This window comes from Paenibacillus durus ATCC 35681 (genome assembly GCF_000993825.1).
In the GTDB taxonomy this organism is placed as follows: domain Bacteria; phylum Bacillota; class Bacilli; order Paenibacillales; family Paenibacillaceae; genus Paenibacillus_AQ; species Paenibacillus_AQ durus_B.
The window spans coordinates 3,889,740-3,906,341 of the sequence record NZ_CP011114.1 but is presented as its reverse complement, the minus strand read 5'-3'; the positions used below and the strand labels follow the sequence as shown (position 1 = coordinate 3,906,341).

The window sequence follows — 16,602 nt, the reverse complement described above, 5'->3', positions numbered from 1 at the left end:
TTTGCTCAAATGATTGCCTAATCCTCTCACAATCATTTACGTTACGTACGAATATGAATTATGATGGAACTATCAAGGATGGAGGAACGAGGAGGATCTTATGTCTGAACGAATATATAAACAGCAGGATGAGCTTGCCAAACTCATTGAGCGCTATTCAGGCCGGGACGGTGTTCACGCGACTGCTATTCCGTCTTTATTTTTCACTCGTCGATCTAAGGTTACTGGATCAAATTTTGGAGTTTACAATCCTTCCTTTTGCATTGTCGTTCAGGGTGTGAAGGAGGTATTGCTGGGACAAGAGCACTTTATTTACAGTCCTACCGATTACCTTGTTGCATCCGTTGATTTGCCGGTTACCGGACAAGTCATGGAAGCCTCCTCCCAAGTTCCGTATTTGTCTCTCAAACTCGAATTTAGCCCGGGTCAAATCTTAGAAATTTTAAGTGATTCTGAAATTCGAGTTGACCCGAAAGAAAACACTAAGCGAGGTATGTTTGTCAACCGGATGGAATTATCTTTGTTGGATGCGGTAATCAGGCTAGTTCGTTTGCTAGACAATCCTAAGGATATCCCGGTACTTGCTCCCCTCATCACGAAGGAAATTCTCTATAGGGTTCTGCAAGGACAGCATGGGGTTATGCTGGAACAAATTGCAATAGAAGGAAGCAGCACCAAACGAATCAGAGACGTTATCGAACATATCATGCATAACTATGATAGGTCTTTTCGGATTGAGGAGCTTTCGGAAATAGCGAATATGAGTGTTTCTTCGCTTCATAGACACTTTAAAGAGGTAACCGCTATGAGCCCTATTCAGTTTCAAAAACAACTGAGGCTGCAGGAAGCACGGCGTCTGTTATTATCCGAGTCAACAGATGCTGCGGATGTCGCATTCCGGGTAGGCTATGAAAGTCCGTCGCAATTCAGCCGTGAATATTCCCGAATGTTTGGTTTTTCACCTATACAAGATATAAAGCGCCTGAGGGAAATAAACGTATGAATCCCCTGCTGGGCGGAGGTTCAAACGCCTCTTCGAGTACGAAATTCCTCTGGAATGGACGCGGCAGACCGGGAAAACGATTGATTTTTCTTATATGCGCCGCTAGCATCTTACAGTGAAATAATAAGTATGCTATGATAAAAAGACTCATTAAATGATAGACTGCAATGAGTTTTGTTACAAAAACACCCCGTACGGGGTGTTTTCTTTCAAAATATATGAATATGATCAGAAGCAGGGCTGCTGGGTAAGGAGTACGTGAGAGGAGAGCACGCATGACAGACTTGGTAAACGCCTGGATTGATGGGCTGCTGCAGGTGCTGGGCCTTAGCGGACCCGCAATACTCTTGGTTACGATCCCGCTCGCGCTTCTTCAGAGCCTGTTCGGATTTTTCCCATTCGTTATATTGATCGTGCTGCATGTCTCGGTATTCGATGTCATCGGCGGGATGCTGATCAGTTGGCTGGTCTGTAACCTGGGAGGGCTGTTCATATTTTATCTGTCCCGGAGATTTTTGTTTCACTGGTTTGACCGGAAATGGGGCAGAAAGCTGAAACGATATGACAAATGGCAGCGATATTTGAACCGTTACGGCATCTGGACGCTGGTGCTGCTCCGGACGATACCGATTATTCCCAATAATGTGATTAATATTATGTCCGCGGTGTCTCCTCTGCCCCTCCCGGCTTTTATCTGGGGAACGGCGCTTGGAAATCTGTCCTATATCTGGCTGTTCGGTACGATCAGTTCTTCGCTTATTGTTCCGAGAGAGGAATGGGGTGTTTATCTGACCGGTTACGCCATGTTCATCATCGTGCTGCTTGCTCTCTTCATCTGGAAGCATTGGGGCCATCTGCAGGAGGATAAGCGGGAGCGGGTGATTTGATTTGTCTCTAAAAAATAGAACGCTTGTCCGGTGCGCCGCGCCGGATTAAGCGTTCTTCTTTTTTGGGCGGGCGGCGAATACGATACAGTAGAAGGCGGCTTGACCGCCGGAAGTGGCGGGAGGGGAGAGCGCTATGGGCAGAATTAAAAAATGGGGAAACCGGCGGCTGCAGCTTCCATCCGCCTTGCGCCTGCCGCGGATCAGCTGGACGCCGCCTGTCCGAAAAAGCCCGTTCAAGTCCGGGGGCTCCGGCATTTTTCGTCCTGTAAAACGGAGCTCGGGGAGCAGCGGATTCGGGGATGGGGGCTGGACGCCGCTGCGTTCCGGCGGGGCGCGTTTCAAGTCCAGACCCGCCAGGGCTTCGCGCCCTGCGGGTTTCTGGAGCAGACGGCCGGAAAGCGGCGAGCGGCTGGGGCAAGCGGCCGACGGACGGCGCCGCAGACCGCGAAGCCGCCGCAGGTTCTGGCTGCTGACGTTCCTGCTGCTGCTCAGCGCCGTGCTGTTCGGCCTCGGCTATGTGGAGCGGCATCTGACGCCGCCGATCGTCCATCTGGCGCAAATCCGGGTGAAGCAGGTCGCGACCGAGGCGATTAACAAGGCCATCGCCTCCCAGGTGGCAAGCGGCAGCAGCGCCGAGAAGCTGATCGACTGGAAGACGGACGGCGCAGGCAAAATCTCCGGCTTTATGCTCAACTATACGGAGCATATGCGCATTACTTCGCAGGCGACGGAGGTCATTCAAACCATCCTGGACGGCCTGCATAATCAGACCGAACATATTCCGCTCGGCCAGGCGCTGGATAGTCCGCTGATCGCTTCCTTCGGTCCGGATATTCCGATCAAGATCGAGCCGCAGGGCGCGGTCAAGGTCGAACTGAATACCCGCCAGCAGAATGCAGGTATCAATATGATCCTGGTTGAAGTCTACATCCATATCGTAACCGAGGTGGCGGTCGTCGTTCCGTTTGATATGGAGCCGCAGGTGGTCGATACGGAAATTCCCGTCTCTTATCTGATGGTCGTCGGGGATGTCCCGATGTATTATTACGACAACCAGGGCAGACCGGTAGGCGAGGGAAGCGCCGGCGCGCCGAGTATTGCGCTGCCCGCTCCGTCCTCCGGCGGCGGGGTAAGCACGCAGGGCTCTAGCGGCGGTGCGGTCCAGGGCGGGAGCGGCACGCAGGGGCCGGGGGCGCAGAGCGGCCCGGCGGCGGGCGGTCCGGCGGGGAGCGGTGCGAACGGCAGCGGCGTCACTGGAAGCGGCGGCGTGCCGTATCCAGCGCAGCCGGACGCGGGCGGTCGGTAGAGAGGCGCGCTGCGGCTGGGGCGGTCCGGCGGGGAGCGGCGCGAACGGCAGCGGCGTCACCGGAAGCGGCGGTGCGCCGTATCCAGCGCAGCCGGACGCGGGCGGCGGGTAGGAGACCGGCCGAAGATTTCCTTATTGAACGGGAATTTCTCCCGTTTATAAGCCGGAAATCTTTAGAATTTTCGAATAACTGGAAAAACTCCTGTTTATTTCTCTATTTTGTCTACTTTACGGGGCAGGGGAAAGAATAAGCTGGAGTTTTTCCGCCTTAATGTACTTTTTTGGATGAAATATGAGAATTAAGCCGGAGAATTTCCGTTACAGGTAATAGTCAAGAACGCCATTAGACAGTTCATAGCTGACTGCCCGTTCACTTTTGCCACGACGGACAGGGTTCAGTAAGCCTTTGGCGCACAGCTTTTTGAGAATTTGAACAGCCGTCTTGGAGTCTACTTCAAAATGCCGGGCGACATCCACCGGCCGTAGAGGTTTGGCGGCGTGAATGGCAAGCCGGAGTACCTCTTTTTCGGCAAGCACCGCTCTGGAGACGGGAGCAGCCGATGGCCGGTAGCGGCTCAGCACCATGCGCAGCAAGGTGACGCATAACTGCGGACGCTGTTCGATATCGTCATAGGCAAAGGAAATCACCTGGTATCCCATAGCGTGCAGAAAGGTCTCCCGGTTCAATTCATTGCAATACTTCATTCGGTCCATATCGCGCACATGCGGGCCAAATCCTTTGATTTCTATAATCAGCTTGGTGTATCCCGGGAGCCAGGCAAAATCGGCAAAATAAGACCTGCCCCGCCAATCCAACACTTCATACTCCGGATGCAGATTATTCATATGGCCCATCAAAGGCCACCAGACCTTTTCCAGAAACAGCGATTCAGCGCGCAGATGCCCCCTTTTCAACCTGGATTGGCGTTCTCCTGTCCGGTGTGCAAGATGATAATGAATAAACTGCTGGTAGGCTTCGTTAAAGTCCATTTTTTCCTCCCCAAAATAAAAAACGCCCCGGCTCACTCGGTTGAGTGAAACGGGACGTTCTTCGTCATAGCCCCATTATAATGCAGTTCTGCAATTACGGAAAGGAGAAGAAGTGTCGAATTTCCTCGTGAACCTTCGCCGTTTGGCCACGATCAGGACCGTTGTACATGCTCTCGCTGTTTAATCCCCCCCATACCCCAGTCATGAACAGCAATCCCCCATCATAGACGCCTATCACAGATACCAATGGAGGGCCACACTGGCCGAAAAGCCGATATGCTGCATGCTGTGAACCAGGCGGGAGGACTGGTATCTACGATACCCTCTGGCGGCGCGACGATCCGATCCGCCAAGTCTTAACGAAATCTTTATACGGCGTCCGGGTTTCTTAACACTGTATTTATACGCCCGCTGGTAATATGAAACTCGTAAAGAGAAGCGAAATGGAGGAGCGGAAATGGCGACGGTAGTGATAATCGCAGGGCTGGCCGCAGCCGCAATGTTTGGGTATTTGCTCTATGTCTTATTCTGGGGTGATGGGAAATGAGAGAGGCGATGCTTCAGGATCTGCTGTTTCTCGTACTGCTAGTGGGGCTGTCCGTTCCGCTCGGCGTGTATATTTACAAGGTGATGATGGGAGAAAAGGTATTCTTGTCCCGAGTTATGCAGCCGGTGGAGCGGGGGATTTACCGGATCATCGGGGTTAGAGAGGACGATGATATGAGCCCGGGCCAATATACGGGCGCGGTGCTTATTTTTAGCGGAATCGGTCTGATCGCTTTGTTCCTGCTTCTGATGGCGCAGGGCCTGCTTCCGCTTAATCCGGAGCATCAGAAGGCCATGAGCTGGGATCTGGCGTTCAACACGGCGGTCAGCTTCGTTACCAATACGAACTGGCAGGCGTATTCCGGCGAGTCGGCTTTGTCGTATCTGACACAGAGCTTGGGGCTCACGGTGCAAAATTTTGTGTCTGCCGGGATGGGCATCGCGGTGCTGTTCGCTCTCATCCGGGGCTTTATCCGCAAATCTCAAGGGACGGTCGGGAACTTCTGGAAAGACATGGTCCGCATTCATATCTACGTGCTGATTCCGCTTTCCGCTATCCTTGCGCTGCTGCTGGTATCTCAAGGGGTTGTGCAGACTCTCTCCCCTTATGCGCATGTTACGAACCTGGAGAACAGTGCCGCAAGCATCGTGCCGCTTGGTCCGGCGGCAAGCCAGATCGCCATTAAGCAGCTCGGCACGAACGGCGGCGGCTTTTTCGGAATGAACTCGGCGTTTCCGCTTGAGAATCCGACCGCGTTCTCCAACCTGCTTCAACTGCTGTCCATTTTGCTGATTCCCGCCTCGTTATGCGTGTCGTTCGGGAGGGCGGTCAAGGACCGGGGACAGGGCCGTGTCATTTACGCGGCAATGCTGATTCTGTTCATCCTGTGTCTTGTTGGAATTACGGCCAGCGAATGGTACGGAGCGCCCTTGATACATGGGGTAGCCTCTTCAGGGAATATGGAGGGAAAAGAAGTTGTTCACGGCGTCGGAACGTCGGCACTCTGGGCGGCGGCGACTACGGCGGCATCCAACGGATCGGTCAATGCGATGCACGACAGCTTTACTCCGCTGGCGGGCGGCTTGCTGCTGTTCCTGATGCAGCTGGGAGAAATCGTGTTCGGCGGCGTGGGCAGCGGGCTGTACGGCATGCTCGCCTTCGTGATTCTGACCGTATTTATCGCGGGGCTGATGGTCGGGCGGACGCCGGAGTATCTGGGCAAAAAAATTGCGCCGTTCGAGATGAAAATGGTCTGCCTGATCGTGCTGGCGCCGCCGCTGCTGACGCTGTTTGGAACCGCAGCCGCCGTGCTGATGCCGCAGGCAGGAACGTGGCTGACCAATTCGGGCGCGCATGGCTTTTCGGAAATCCTGTATGCCTTCACTTCGCTTGGGAACAACAACGGCAGCGCCTTCGGCGGCTATGCGGCGAATAATGCGTTCACCAACATCGTCGGCGGGCTCGTTATGCTGATGGTGCGCTACATTCCGATGGTGGGAGTGATCTATCTGGCGGGCAGCCTGTCCGGCAAGAAAAGTGTGGCGGCGGGCGAAGGCACGCTGTCCACGAGCAGCGCAATGTTTGCCTTTTTGCTGATTGCGATCATTTTGCTGATCGGCGCGCTCAGTTTTTTGCCTGCACTTGCACTCGGACCGATTGCCGATTACTTTACGAACCGCGGTTTAAGCTGATATAGAGGTGTGATAACAATGGGAGAAAATAATAAACAACCGTCTATTTTATATGATGCGCTCCGTCAATCCTTCGTGAAGCTGTCGCCGCGCATTCAGGTGAAAAACCCGGTGATGCTGGTCGTTTACGCCGGAGCCTGGTTTACAACACTGTTGTATCTGCTGGCTTTTGCCGGGATTCGGGATGAAGCCGCCGGGTACACGCTGGCGATTGCGCTGATTCTCTGGTTTACCGTCCTGTTCGCCAATTTTGCCGAGGCGATCGCGGAAGGGAGAGGCCGGGCGCAGGCAGACAGCCTGCGCAGCGCAAGGAAAGAGGTCAAAGCCAAGAAATTGAAGTCCGCCGCAAACCGCGAAGAATATACGGAGGTGCTGTCCGACAAGCTGCTGAAAGGCGATATCGTCTTGGTGGAAGCCGGGGAGCAAATTCCAATGGACGGTGAGGTCATTGAGGGAGCGGCTTCGGTTGACGAGAGCGCGATCACCGGCGAATCCGCGCCTGTTATCCGTGAATCCGGGGGCGACCGCAGCGCGGTAACCGGCGGAACGACGGTCGTGTCCGACTGGCTCATCATCCGGGTGACGGCGGAAGCGGGGAACAGCTTTCTGGACAAAATGATCGCCATGGTCGAAGGCGCCTCCCGCAAAAAAACACCGAATGAAATCGCCTTGCAAATCCTGCTCGTCAGCTTGACGATCATATTCCTGGTCGTCTGCGCTTCCCTGCTGCCGTTCTCATCCTTCGCCAGCCGCCAGGCGGGAACGGGCGCGCCCGTATCGCTGACCAACATCATCGCGCTGCTCGTTTGTCTGGCGCCGACCACGATTGGCGCGCTGCTGTCGTCCATCGGGATCGCGGGCATGAGCCGGTTGAACCGGGCCAATGTGCTGGCGATGAGCGGCCGGGCGATTGAAGCGGCCGGTGACGTCGACGTGCTGCTGCTTGACAAGACGGGCACGATTACGCTTGGCAACCGGCAGGCCAGCGAATTCATCCCGGTCCCCGGCGTGACCGAAGAGGAGCTGGCCGATTCGGCCCAGCTTTCCTCGCTCGCGGACGAGACGCCGGAAGGACGGAGCATCGTCATTCTGGCTAAGGAGAGATTCGGCATACGGGGCCGGGATTTGGCGAAGCTTAACGCGACATTCGTGGAGTTCACGGCCAAGACGAGAATGAGCGGCATCGATTACCAGGGCAGTGAGATTCGCAAAGGGGCGGCGGACGCCGTCAAGGCTTACGTTCAAGCGAAAGGCGGGGTTTACCCGCAGGAATGTGAAGAGATTGTAAAACAGGTGGCGACCGCCGGAGGCACTCCGCTGGTTGTGGCCCGGAACGGCAGGGTGCTCGGCGTCGTTCATTTGAAGGACATCGTCAAGAACGGCGTCAAAGAACGCTTTGACGACCTGCGGAAGATGGGCATCAAGACGATCATGATTACCGGCGACAATCCGATGACGGCCGCCGCCATCGCAGCCGAGGCGGGCGTGGATGATTTTCTGGCCGAGGCTACGCCGGAAGCGAAGCTTGCGCTGATCCGCGATTATCAGTCCAAGGGCCATCTGGTGGCAATGACCGGGGATGGAACCAACGATGCGCCAGCGCTCGCCCAGGCGGATGTCGCGGTTGCCATGAATACGGGAACGCAGGCGGCCAAGGAGGCCGGGAATATGGTCGATCTCGATTCCAATCCGACCAAGCTGATTGAGATTGTGCGGATAGGCAAGCAGCTTCTCATGACCCGGGGGGCGCTGACCACCTTCAGCGTAGCCAATGACGTCGCCAAATATTTTGCCATTATTCCCGTGCTGTTCTTCGGCATCTATCCGCAGCTTACGGCGCTGAACGTCATGGGGCTTAGCAGCGCTAAAAGCTCCATTTTATCAGCCATTATCTATAATGCGGTTATTATCATCCTGCTTATTCCCCTTTCCCTCAAAGGGGTCAAGTACAAGGAAATGCCCGCCCGGAAACTGCTGCAACGAAATATTTGGATCTACGGTCTCGGAGGTATAGCCGCGCCGTTCGCCGCCATTAAGCTGATTGATCTACTTCTGACCGCTTGCGGTCTCGCATGAGGTGAATGAATATGAAACGCAGCTTCAAAATATTGCGTCCCGCCCTGTTAAGCTTCATTGTTATGACCGTGCTATGCGGTATAATTTATCCTGGAGTCATTACGGCTTTGTCTCAGTCGCTTATGCCAAGCCAGGCGAACGGCAGTCTGATCACGGTAAAATTAAAAGACGGCGCCTCCCGTACGTTGGGCTCGGCGCTGATCGGTCAGCCCTTCACGGAAGTCCGGTATTTAATCGGCAGACCGATGGGCGTCAGCAACCTGTCGCCGACAAGCGGCGAGCAGCAGGGCAAGGTTCGGGAGAGAGCGGCCTGGTGGGGCAGTCTCGACCCGGTGAATAAGCAGGATATTCCCGCCGAACTTGTGACCGCGTCCGGCAGCGGCGTCGATCCCAACCTGTCGCCGGCAGCCGCTAAGTATCAGGCCGCCCGCATCGCCCGGGCAAGAGGCATCCCCGTGAAGACGGTGAATGAAATGATCGACAAGTATACAACGGCCCGCTTTCTCGGCGTCTTTGGCGAACCGGCGGTAAATGTGCTGAAGGTTAATCTGGCGCTGGACGGTCTGCTCTGATCTGATTGACGAGGGCAGCTTAAAGCCTGCGGCTCTTCTAAAATCTGCGGGAAACGGTGAAGGCCTCTATCCGTATGCCGTCCTCTTTTAGAGGACGGCGCAGCCGTTTCTTCTAAAGGCGGTGTACCATGTTATCTTATCAGGACGAACGCCCGGACCCCGATGAACTGTTGAAGGATATGCCTTCCGAGCCGGGCACAAGGACCGGCAAGCTCAAAATCTTCTTCGGTTATGCCGCCGGTGTCGGGAAGACGTACGCCATGCTGGACGATGCCAGGGAGCAATTGCAGCGCGGGGTCGACGTGCTGGTCGGATATGTTGAGCCCCATACCCGCCCGGAAACGCTGCAGTTGCTCGAAGGGCTCCCGACGCTGCCCCCCAAAGTCGTGGAACATAAGCATATCCGTCTGCGCGAGTTCGATCTGGATCAGGCGCTGGAGCGTAAGCCGGAGCTTATCCTCGTTGACGAGCTTGCGCATTCCAATGCGGACGGCGTGCGGAACAAGAAGCGCTACCAGGATATTGAGGAGCTGCTTCAGGCGGGAATCGACGTATATACAACGGTTAACGTCCAGCATATCGAGAGCTTGAACGATGTGGTCCAGGGAATTACAAAGATCGTTGTGCGGGAGACGATTCCCGATTATGTGTTTGACGGCGCGGACAAGGTCAAGCTGATCGATATCGACCCGGATGAGCTGCTCAAACGCTTTACCGAGGGTAAAATCTATCGCCCCGAGCGTGCGGCGGCGGCGATGGATCATTTTTTCACCAATAGCAATCTTAGACTGCTGCGTGAAATCGCAATGAGGAAGGCGGCGGACCGGATCAGCCACGACAATTTGTCCGAGCGCCGGACTCCCGGGAAGTCTGCGGGCATCAAATGGCTGGTCTGCATCAGCCCGTCGCCAACCTCCGCCAAGTGTATCCGGTGGACGGCCCGTACGGCCGAAGCGTTTCACGCCCCATGGACGGCGGTCTATGTGGAACGCGCGGACACCGAACAAGGGGGCGGCTTCCCGGATAAGAGCATCCGCGATAATATGGAGCTTGCGGAGCGGCTTGGCGCCGAGGTTGTTACGTTGAGCGGATACGATGTGGCTTCCTCCATAACGGAATACGCCAAGCTGTCGGATATTACGAATATCGTCATTGGTAAGAGCCGGACCAAGAAGCGCTTCGGCCGCCGGTTTGAGATGGCCCTGGAGGATAAGCTGCTGTCGAGGCTGCCTCAGACGGAAATTCATATCATTCCCGACAGCGCCGCGCTGAAGCCGTACCGAAAGCCGAAAGTCCGCTTGCCAGCCGACCGCTTGTATTTTTCCCGGGCTGACACGCTGAAGGCGCTGGGCATTCTGGCCGCGGCTACCCTTTGTTCTTTCGGGCTGCACAGGATTGATGTCGGCGACCAGAATATTATCATGGTCTATATTTTATCGGTGCTGATTATCTCGCGGATCACGACCGGCTATGCCTACGGCGTGGCCGCTTCCGTGCTCAGCGTCTTAATGTTCAACTTTCTGTTCACTTATCCGTATTTTTCATTCTCGGCGGTTCAAGCGGGGTATCCGCTGACATTCGCGATAATGCTCGTCGTGGCCCTGACAACCAGCGCGTTGACGGTTCGCAACCGGATGCAGACGCGCGTGGCGGTGGAGCGGGAGCGGCGGACCGAGGTGCTGTACGAAATCAATAAAAAGCTGCTGATTACCCGCGAGTTGGAGCAGATCGTTACGCTGACAAGCAGCTATATCGTTAAGCTGTTTGGCCGTTCCGTTATTTTTTATACGAGCGATCCGGCGGACGGAAAGGCAGGAAGCCTGCTGGCGGTAGAAGGCGAGGATGCTTCCCTCCTGCAAACCTCCGAGGAGGCGGCGGTGGCTCATTGGGTGTTCGCCAACCAGAAGCGCGCCGGAGCGGGAACGGATACGCTGCAGGGCGCAGGCGGATTTTATATGCCGGTCATTTCCCAGAGCCGCGTGCTGGGCGTCATCGGCATCTCCTGCTTTGGTGGGGCTTTGCTGGGACCCGGCCAACGGTCATTCTTGCGGATGATCGCCTCTCAGGTGGCGATGGCACTCGAGCGGCAGCGCCTGTCCGACGAACAGCGCCGCATCCTGCTTGACTCCGAGAAGGAAAAAATGCGCAGTAATCTGCTGCGGGCGATCTCGCATGACCTGCGTACACCGCTGACGGGCATACTTGGGGCAAGCTCGGCGATGCTGGAGAGCGGCGATGCATTGAACCAGGAGGTCAAAGGGCAGCTTCTTCAGCATATTAAGGAAGATTCCCAGTGGCTGATCCGAATGGTGGAAAATTTGCTTTCGGTCACGCGGATCAAGGAAGGCAGCGTCGATGTCAGCAAAACGGCGGAAGCAGCGGAGGAAATTGTCGCTGAGGCCATCAGCCGAATCCGAAGCCGGTTCAAGGACCGGAACATTAACGTCAAGGTGCCCGATGAGCTGCTGATGGTGCCGATGGACGGCACGCTGATCGAGCAGGTTATTATCAATCTTGTGGAGAATGCGATCAAGCATTCCGGGGAGAATACGCTGGTCGAGGTCACCTTAATGAGAAAAGGCAATAACGCGGTGCTGGAGGTGAGCGACAACGGGGAGGGCATCGACGAGCGGGAGCTGCCACATCTGTTCGACAGCTATGCCGCATCCGGCGGCAGAAGCCCTGATTCCTCGCGGGGAATGGGAATCGGCCTGTCCATCTGTATGTCCATCGTTAAAGCCCACCGGGGTAAACTGGAGGCAGAGAACAAACGAAGCGGCGGAGCGGTGTTCCGCGTCATACTGCCGCTGGAGGAGGTATCCGATGAATGGAAAAATCCTGATTCTGGTCGTCGAGGATGAGGCGGGAATCAGCACCTATATTTCGACCGTATTGAACTCGAACGACTATGCCGTACTCCGGACGGATAAAGGGGAGGAAGCCGTCTCCTTGGCAGCCTCGCATCATCCCGATCTCATGCTGCTCGATCTCGGCTTGCCGGATATCGACGGCATTGAGGTGCTGCGGCGGGTCCGTGAGTGGAGCAGCATGCCCATCGTCGTCGTCTCGGCGCGCGGTCATGAGCGGGAGAAGGTGGAGGCGCTCGATCTTGGCGCGGACGATTATATTACAAAGCCTTTTGGCACTTCGGAGCTGCTCGCCCGTATCCGGACCGCCATCCGCCATAACCGGCAGGGCGAGGGCAGCCCGGCGCAGGAGAAGATCAGCATCGGCCAGATGTCGATTGATTACGAGAAACGAACGGTAACCGTCGAGGGCCGGGAGATTCATTTTACGCCAATCGAATATAAGATTATTACGCTACTCGCAAGGCATGCCGGGAAGGTGCTGACCCATGATTTTCTGATTCGGGAAATATGGGGGCCTTATACGAACGAGAATCAGACGCTGAGGGTGAATATGGCCAATATCCGCAGAAAGATTGAAGCCAATCCGGCGGAGCCTAAATACATCGTCACGGAGGTGGGCGTGGGATACCGGATGAAGGACGGCGATCATCTGTGAAGCTGCCCGGAGCGGGCGAACCGCCGCGAAAAGAGGAATGGTCATGGAAGCAAAACCCAAGGCCATTCCCTCATATTTGGCTCGATAATTAGGATTGACAATTAATCCGATGTCATGTTAAGGTCATTTTAATCTAATAAACCTAGTATTTATATTGGATTTATCATATATTATATCCGTACTTTTCAATAAATATTGATATGGGCGGCCACTCGCTTGTATCCCCTATATTGCCCCCCACCTCCCCCCGTTCCAAATATTCGAAATTGCGCAACGTTACTTTCCGCATGTCCGGTGTTTCATTTCTTTTGCGGTAACAATTTTTTGCGTTGCTTGCAAGAAGCAGGTAAGAAATGAGGTGAAATGCAGCGATGAATATATTAATTGTTGAAGACGAAGAGTCTATCCGAGAGGTCCTGAAATCCTATTTGGTTAAAGAGGGATGGACGGTTTACACGTTATCAAACGGGCTTGAAGCGTTAAGGCTTGTTCAGACGCATAAGCTGGATCTGATTATTCTCGATTTGATGATTCCCGGATTGCCCGGTGAAGAAGTGTGCCGTCGTACGCGGCAAATTTCTAACGTGCCTTTGTTTATGCTTACCTCCAAAGCATTTGAAAGCGACACGATCAACGGGCTCAATCTGGGGGCGGATGAATACATCACGAAGCCGTTTCGCATGAAAGAAGTGATCGCCCGCATCCATGCCTTTAACAGGAGAATGAGAATGATTACGGCCGGCACCTCCAATTTGATGTCATTCAATAACCGCAAGTTTGTCATCAACTTCGACACGATGGAAGTGTTCATTAATGGAAATTCGGTCAACCTGACCCTTACGGAGTTCAAGATGCTCAGCATTCTCGTAAAGAAATCCGGTAAAATTTACAGCAGGCACGACTTATCGTATGAAGTGATGGGGTACCGGTCAATCGGGGACGGACGTGCGACGGATGCGCATATCAAGAACATAAGAAGAAAGATCGAGGAAGATCCGAAGAACCCTGTGTATATCGTAACGAAAATAGGCGCCGGCTATAAATTCAATTTGCGGCCGGATGATGAGATATGATTGCAAAACAAAGGTTCGTAAGCAAAACAGAATTTGTTTTGTTTGCGGCCTTTTCCTGTCTGGCTATGATTCTCTTCATCGTGTTTTATTTTACCGTGTTGTCTATTTCCGATTCATCTCTGGCCCAGTACAAAAAACAGTACCTGGAAGATCAGAGCTATAAGCTGGCATTTACGATACGCGACAAATTGACGGAAGAACCGCTCTCGGACCTGCAAGCCGAAAGGATTGCGGCAAGCGCGCGGCAGTTTTCAGCCGAAGTGCGTTATTTTTCTCCGGATGGTGAAACGTTATGGTTCGACTCTTTTCAATCAGGGGAACCATTCGCCGAGCCTTTTGCCGTGCAGATCCCCATGTATGTCAATGGGCAGCTGACCGGAAACCTGCATGCGTATTATGACTTAAGCCGGAATACCGCGCTCCCCTTTCTTAGCGAGCTTCAACGAAACATGAAGCGGAGAAATAACTTTTTGTTCGCAATCTTCCTTTGTCTTGTTTTGGGGCTCAACTATTATTTGGCGCGTAAACTGGCAAAACCGTTGAAACCGGTAAGCAGGTCGGCGGAGAGCATCGTCTCAGGCAGCCGCGATGTCATCGTTGGGCCGAAGAGGCCCGCCGAGGTTGCACAGCTTGTTCATACGATCAATCATTTGGTGCTTGAGTTTAACCGTCAGGAAGAATGGAGGAAACAGCTCATGCAGGATTTGACGCATGAACTGCGGACGCCGCTTACTTCAGTGCTCTCCAGATTGGAAGCGCTCATTGATGGAGTTTACCCCGCATCCGAAGAGAACTTCAATAAAATATACGCCGAGATAGACCGGCTGTACCGGATGGTCAACGATATGCAGAAATTGTCAGAGGCCGAAGCGGCCCGCTTTCAATTAAATATGCGGCCGGTTAATCTTTCACAGCTCGTGAATGATGTGTATGAAAGCTTTTTGTTTATAGCCAAGGAAAAAGACATTTCGTTTATTTTGCATCCGCTGCATGCGCCGTGCATCGTGGAAGCCGATCCGGATCGCATGATCCAGGTGTTGTCCAATCTGATCTCGAATGCGTTCAAATATTCGCCGTCCGGCGGCAAGGTTGAGATCGGTATTACCGCATCGGACGATTCGATTACCATTTATTGCTTGGATAACGGGATCGGCATGAAGAAAGAGGATCTGGGGTACATATTTAACCGCTTTTATCGGGTAGATAAATCACGCTCGCGCAGCAGTGGCGGTCTGGGAGTAGGCCTAAGCATTGTAAAAGCATTGGTGGACGCTCATGGGGGAAGCATTGAGGTGAACAGCAGGTTTGGCGCAGGCTCGACGTTTGTAGTGTCCATTCCGCGAATCGAACGAAAACACAGGGGGAAATCATGACGATCTGAGTCGTTGCCGAACGAATGTGTGTCCGTAATAACCAAGTAAATTAATGGGGTAACCAAAATATTCACACTACATTCACACCAGCTTTGCTATTTTTACATTATATAAAATGAACTTGAAAAAATGACATCAGGGTAAGGAGTAACGAAGGGGAAGTTTGGAACTGTAGGAGCGATAGCGACCGCCCGAAAGCTTTCCGGAGGAAAGCTCGCTTCGAAAGCATAGGCTGTCTCCGGATTTCATCCGCGAAGAGCGGTTAATTATCAAGAAATCTGGAAACAACAGCGGCCGGAAGTCCAAACATTCCTCGAAGTTACGAACGATACCCAAATGGGAAAATCTCAAGTTCATTTTATATAGCGAAACAATACTGGAGCAAATCAAGCTGCTCGGACATTGAATTGAGCGTTTGCGGAGGGATTTGGCGGTATGGCTGGCATTCTGTTTAATCACGTTTATAAACGATATGGGAAGTATAAAGAAGTTGTGGTAAACGACTTTAATCTTGCCGTGAACGATCAGGAATTTCTCGTATTTGTAGGGCCCTCCGGATGCGGAAAATCGACAACGCTGCGCATGCTCGCGGGACTTGAGGATATTTCCGAAGGTGAAATTTATATTGGCGATAAGCTTGTTAACCATGAGCCCCCCAAAAACCGGAATATTTCCATGGTGTTCCAAAATTATGCTCTCTATCCGAATCTGACCGTGTATGAGAACATTGCATTCGGTCTTCGGGTGCGTAAAGTTCCGAAACATGAAATTGACCTTTCTGTTAAACGGGCGGCGAGGGTGCTGGAAATTGAAAGTTTTTTGGACCGGAAGCCAAGCGATCTTTCCGGGGGACAGAGACAGAGAGTTGCGCTTGGACGCGCAATCGTGCGCACGCCGGAAGTGTTTCTGATGGACGAGCCGCTATCCAATCTTGATGCAAAGCTTCGCGTGCAAATGCGATCAGAAATTATCCGGCTTCATAAGAAGATCGGGGTTACGACGATTTATGTGACGCATGATCAGATCGAAGCGATGACGATGGGCGATCGGGTTGTCGTCATGAACAAAGGGGTTATTCAACAAGTCGATACGCCGGAACGAATCTATGAGCGGCCGGTTAATATGTTTGTCGCCAGCTTTATCGGCAATCTGCCAATGAATTTCATTGAGGGAAAACTGAGAGAAAATGACGGGTATCTGGATTTTTGTACAAATCGCGGTTCATTGCGTTTAACTGCGGGACAGGCTGCCCGGCTTAGGAAAAGCCGGCTGATCAACCGGGATATCACGATGGGGATTCGCGCGGAACATATCAGTTTTGACGAGGCGGCTATCGAAGCGAATCCCCATTCTTTAATGACCGGCTTCACGATGTTTAACGAATTTGTCGGGTCTGACCGTTTCTACCATATGGATATCCGCAGCGGCAAATTATTGATCGCACGCAGTCAATGCCTCCGTGAAGAAGGCGAACGGGTAACGATGGCAATAGATATGGAGAAGGCGCTGTTTTTTAACAAGGATACCGAGATGCTGTTGACCGAATGAGAGGTGCAACT

12 protein-coding genes are annotated in these 16,602 nt (G+C 53.4%); 11 read left to right on the top strand and 1 reads right to left on the bottom strand.

The features are described from left to right. Nucleotides 1-100: 100 nt before the first annotated feature. From VK70_RS18175 to yunB, 3 genes are all read left to right on the top strand, one after another. Nucleotides 101-1,003: an AraC family transcriptional regulator gene (locus VK70_RS18175; RefSeq protein ID WP_025699576.1), complete on the top strand. Its 903-nt coding sequence runs from the start codon at nucleotides 101-103 to the stop codon at nucleotides 1,001-1,003. 275 nt (nucleotides 1,004-1,278) lie between these two features. Next, on the top strand, nucleotides 1,279-1,890 hold the full coding sequence (locus tag VK70_RS18170; protein ID WP_025699574.1) for a TVP38/TMEM64 family protein: 612 nt from the start codon (nucleotides 1,279-1,281) through the stop codon (nucleotides 1,888-1,890). Nucleotides 1,891-2,023: 133 nt separating this feature from the next. After that, a complete protein-coding gene (gene yunB, locus VK70_RS18165) occupies nucleotides 2,024-3,196 on the top strand; it encodes a sporulation protein YunB (RefSeq protein WP_082210245.1) in 1,173 nt (390 codons plus the stop codon). 318 nt (nucleotides 3,197-3,514) lie between these two features. Here yunB and VK70_RS18160 read toward each other — a convergent pair whose 3' ends face one another. Continuing rightward, nucleotides 3,515-4,186 (bottom strand): DUF559 domain-containing protein, encoded by a 672-nt coding sequence (locus VK70_RS18160; RefSeq protein WP_025697855.1) that lies wholly within the window; start codon nucleotides 4,184-4,186, stop codon nucleotides 3,515-3,517. A gap of 543 nt (nucleotides 4,187-4,729) precedes the next feature. Between VK70_RS18160 and kdpA the strand changes: the two genes are divergently transcribed. The 8 genes from kdpA (at nucleotide 4,730) to VK70_RS18120 (ending at nucleotide 16,591) form a co-directional block, all read left to right on the top strand. Then, nucleotides 4,730-6,424: a potassium-transporting ATPase subunit KdpA gene (kdpA, locus tag VK70_RS18155; RefSeq protein ID WP_046723614.1), complete on the top strand. Its 1,695-nt coding sequence runs from the start codon at nucleotides 4,730-4,732 to the stop codon at nucleotides 6,422-6,424. An 18-nt stretch (nucleotides 6,425-6,442) separates the two neighbouring features. Next, a complete protein-coding gene (gene kdpB / locus VK70_RS18150) occupies nucleotides 6,443-8,500 on the top strand; it encodes a potassium-transporting ATPase subunit KdpB (protein ID WP_046723613.1) in 2,058 nt (685 codons plus the stop codon). A gap of 11 nt (nucleotides 8,501-8,511) precedes the next feature. Beyond that, nucleotides 8,512-9,072: a K(+)-transporting ATPase subunit C gene (gene kdpC, locus VK70_RS18145; protein WP_025700144.1), complete on the top strand. Its 561-nt coding sequence runs from the start codon at nucleotides 8,512-8,514 to the stop codon at nucleotides 9,070-9,072. Nucleotides 9,073-9,200: 128 nt separating this feature from the next. Then, entirely contained in the window at nucleotides 9,201-11,933 is a 2,733-nt protein-coding gene (locus tag VK70_RS18140) for a sensor histidine kinase (RefSeq protein WP_046723612.1), read from the top strand. Continuing rightward, nucleotides 11,896-12,597, top strand: a complete 702-nt coding sequence (locus VK70_RS18135) for a response regulator (protein WP_025692879.1) — start codon at nucleotides 11,896-11,898, stop codon at nucleotides 12,595-12,597. The genes VK70_RS18140 and VK70_RS18135 overlap by 38 nt, the downstream gene beginning before the upstream one ends. 371 nt (nucleotides 12,598-12,968) lie before the next feature. Further along, the gene (locus tag VK70_RS18130) at nucleotides 12,969-13,670 is read left to right on the top strand and encodes a response regulator transcription factor (RefSeq protein ID WP_025693840.1); all 702 of its coding nucleotides are present in this window, start codon (nucleotides 12,969-12,971) and stop codon (nucleotides 13,668-13,670) included. Next, nucleotides 13,667-15,043: a sensor histidine kinase gene (locus VK70_RS18125; RefSeq protein WP_025693839.1), complete on the top strand. Its 1,377-nt coding sequence runs from the start codon at nucleotides 13,667-13,669 to the stop codon at nucleotides 15,041-15,043. The genes VK70_RS18130 and VK70_RS18125 overlap by 4 nt, the downstream gene beginning before the upstream one ends. Before the next feature lie 435 nt (nucleotides 15,044-15,478). Further along, nucleotides 15,479-16,591, top strand: coding sequence for an ABC transporter ATP-binding protein (locus VK70_RS18120; protein ID WP_025693838.1), 1,113 nt, complete (start codon nucleotides 15,479-15,481; stop codon nucleotides 16,589-16,591). Nucleotides 16,592-16,602 lie beyond the last annotated feature (11 nt).

Excerpts from the sequence above, each read along its gene's own strand:
- VK70_RS18135 (WP_025692879.1), top strand. The coding sequence starts at position 11,896 with ATGAATGGAAAAATCCTGATTCTGGTCGTCGAGGATGAGGCGGGAATC.
- VK70_RS18170 (WP_025699574.1), top strand. The coding sequence starts at position 1,279 with ATGACAGACTTGGTAAACGCCTGGATTGATGGGCTGCTGCAGGTGCTG.
- kdpC (WP_025700144.1), top strand. The coding sequence starts at position 8,512 with ATGAAACGCAGCTTCAAAATATTGCGTCCCGCCCTGTTAAGCTTCATT.
- VK70_RS18160 (WP_025697855.1), bottom strand. The coding sequence starts at position 4,186 with ATGGACTTTAACGAAGCCTACCAGCAGTTTATTCATTATCATCTTGCA.
- VK70_RS18175 (WP_025699576.1), top strand. The coding sequence starts at position 101 with ATGTCTGAACGAATATATAAACAGCAGGATGAGCTTGCCAAACTCATT.
- kdpA (WP_046723614.1), top strand. The coding sequence starts at position 4,730 with ATGAGAGAGGCGATGCTTCAGGATCTGCTGTTTCTCGTACTGCTAGTG.
- VK70_RS18130 (WP_025693840.1), top strand. The coding sequence starts at position 12,969 with ATGAATATATTAATTGTTGAAGACGAAGAGTCTATCCGAGAGGTCCTG.
- VK70_RS18125 (WP_025693839.1), top strand. The coding sequence starts at position 13,667 with ATGATTGCAAAACAAAGGTTCGTAAGCAAAACAGAATTTGTTTTGTTT.
- yunB (WP_082210245.1), top strand. The coding sequence starts at position 2,024 with ATGGGCAGAATTAAAAAATGGGGAAACCGGCGGCTGCAGCTTCCATCC.
- kdpB (WP_046723613.1), top strand. The coding sequence starts at position 6,443 with ATGGGAGAAAATAATAAACAACCGTCTATTTTATATGATGCGCTCCGT.
- VK70_RS18120 (WP_025693838.1), top strand. The coding sequence starts at position 15,479 with ATGGCTGGCATTCTGTTTAATCACGTTTATAAACGATATGGGAAGTAT.
- VK70_RS18140 (WP_046723612.1), top strand. The coding sequence starts at position 9,201 with ATGTTATCTTATCAGGACGAACGCCCGGACCCCGATGAACTGTTGAAG.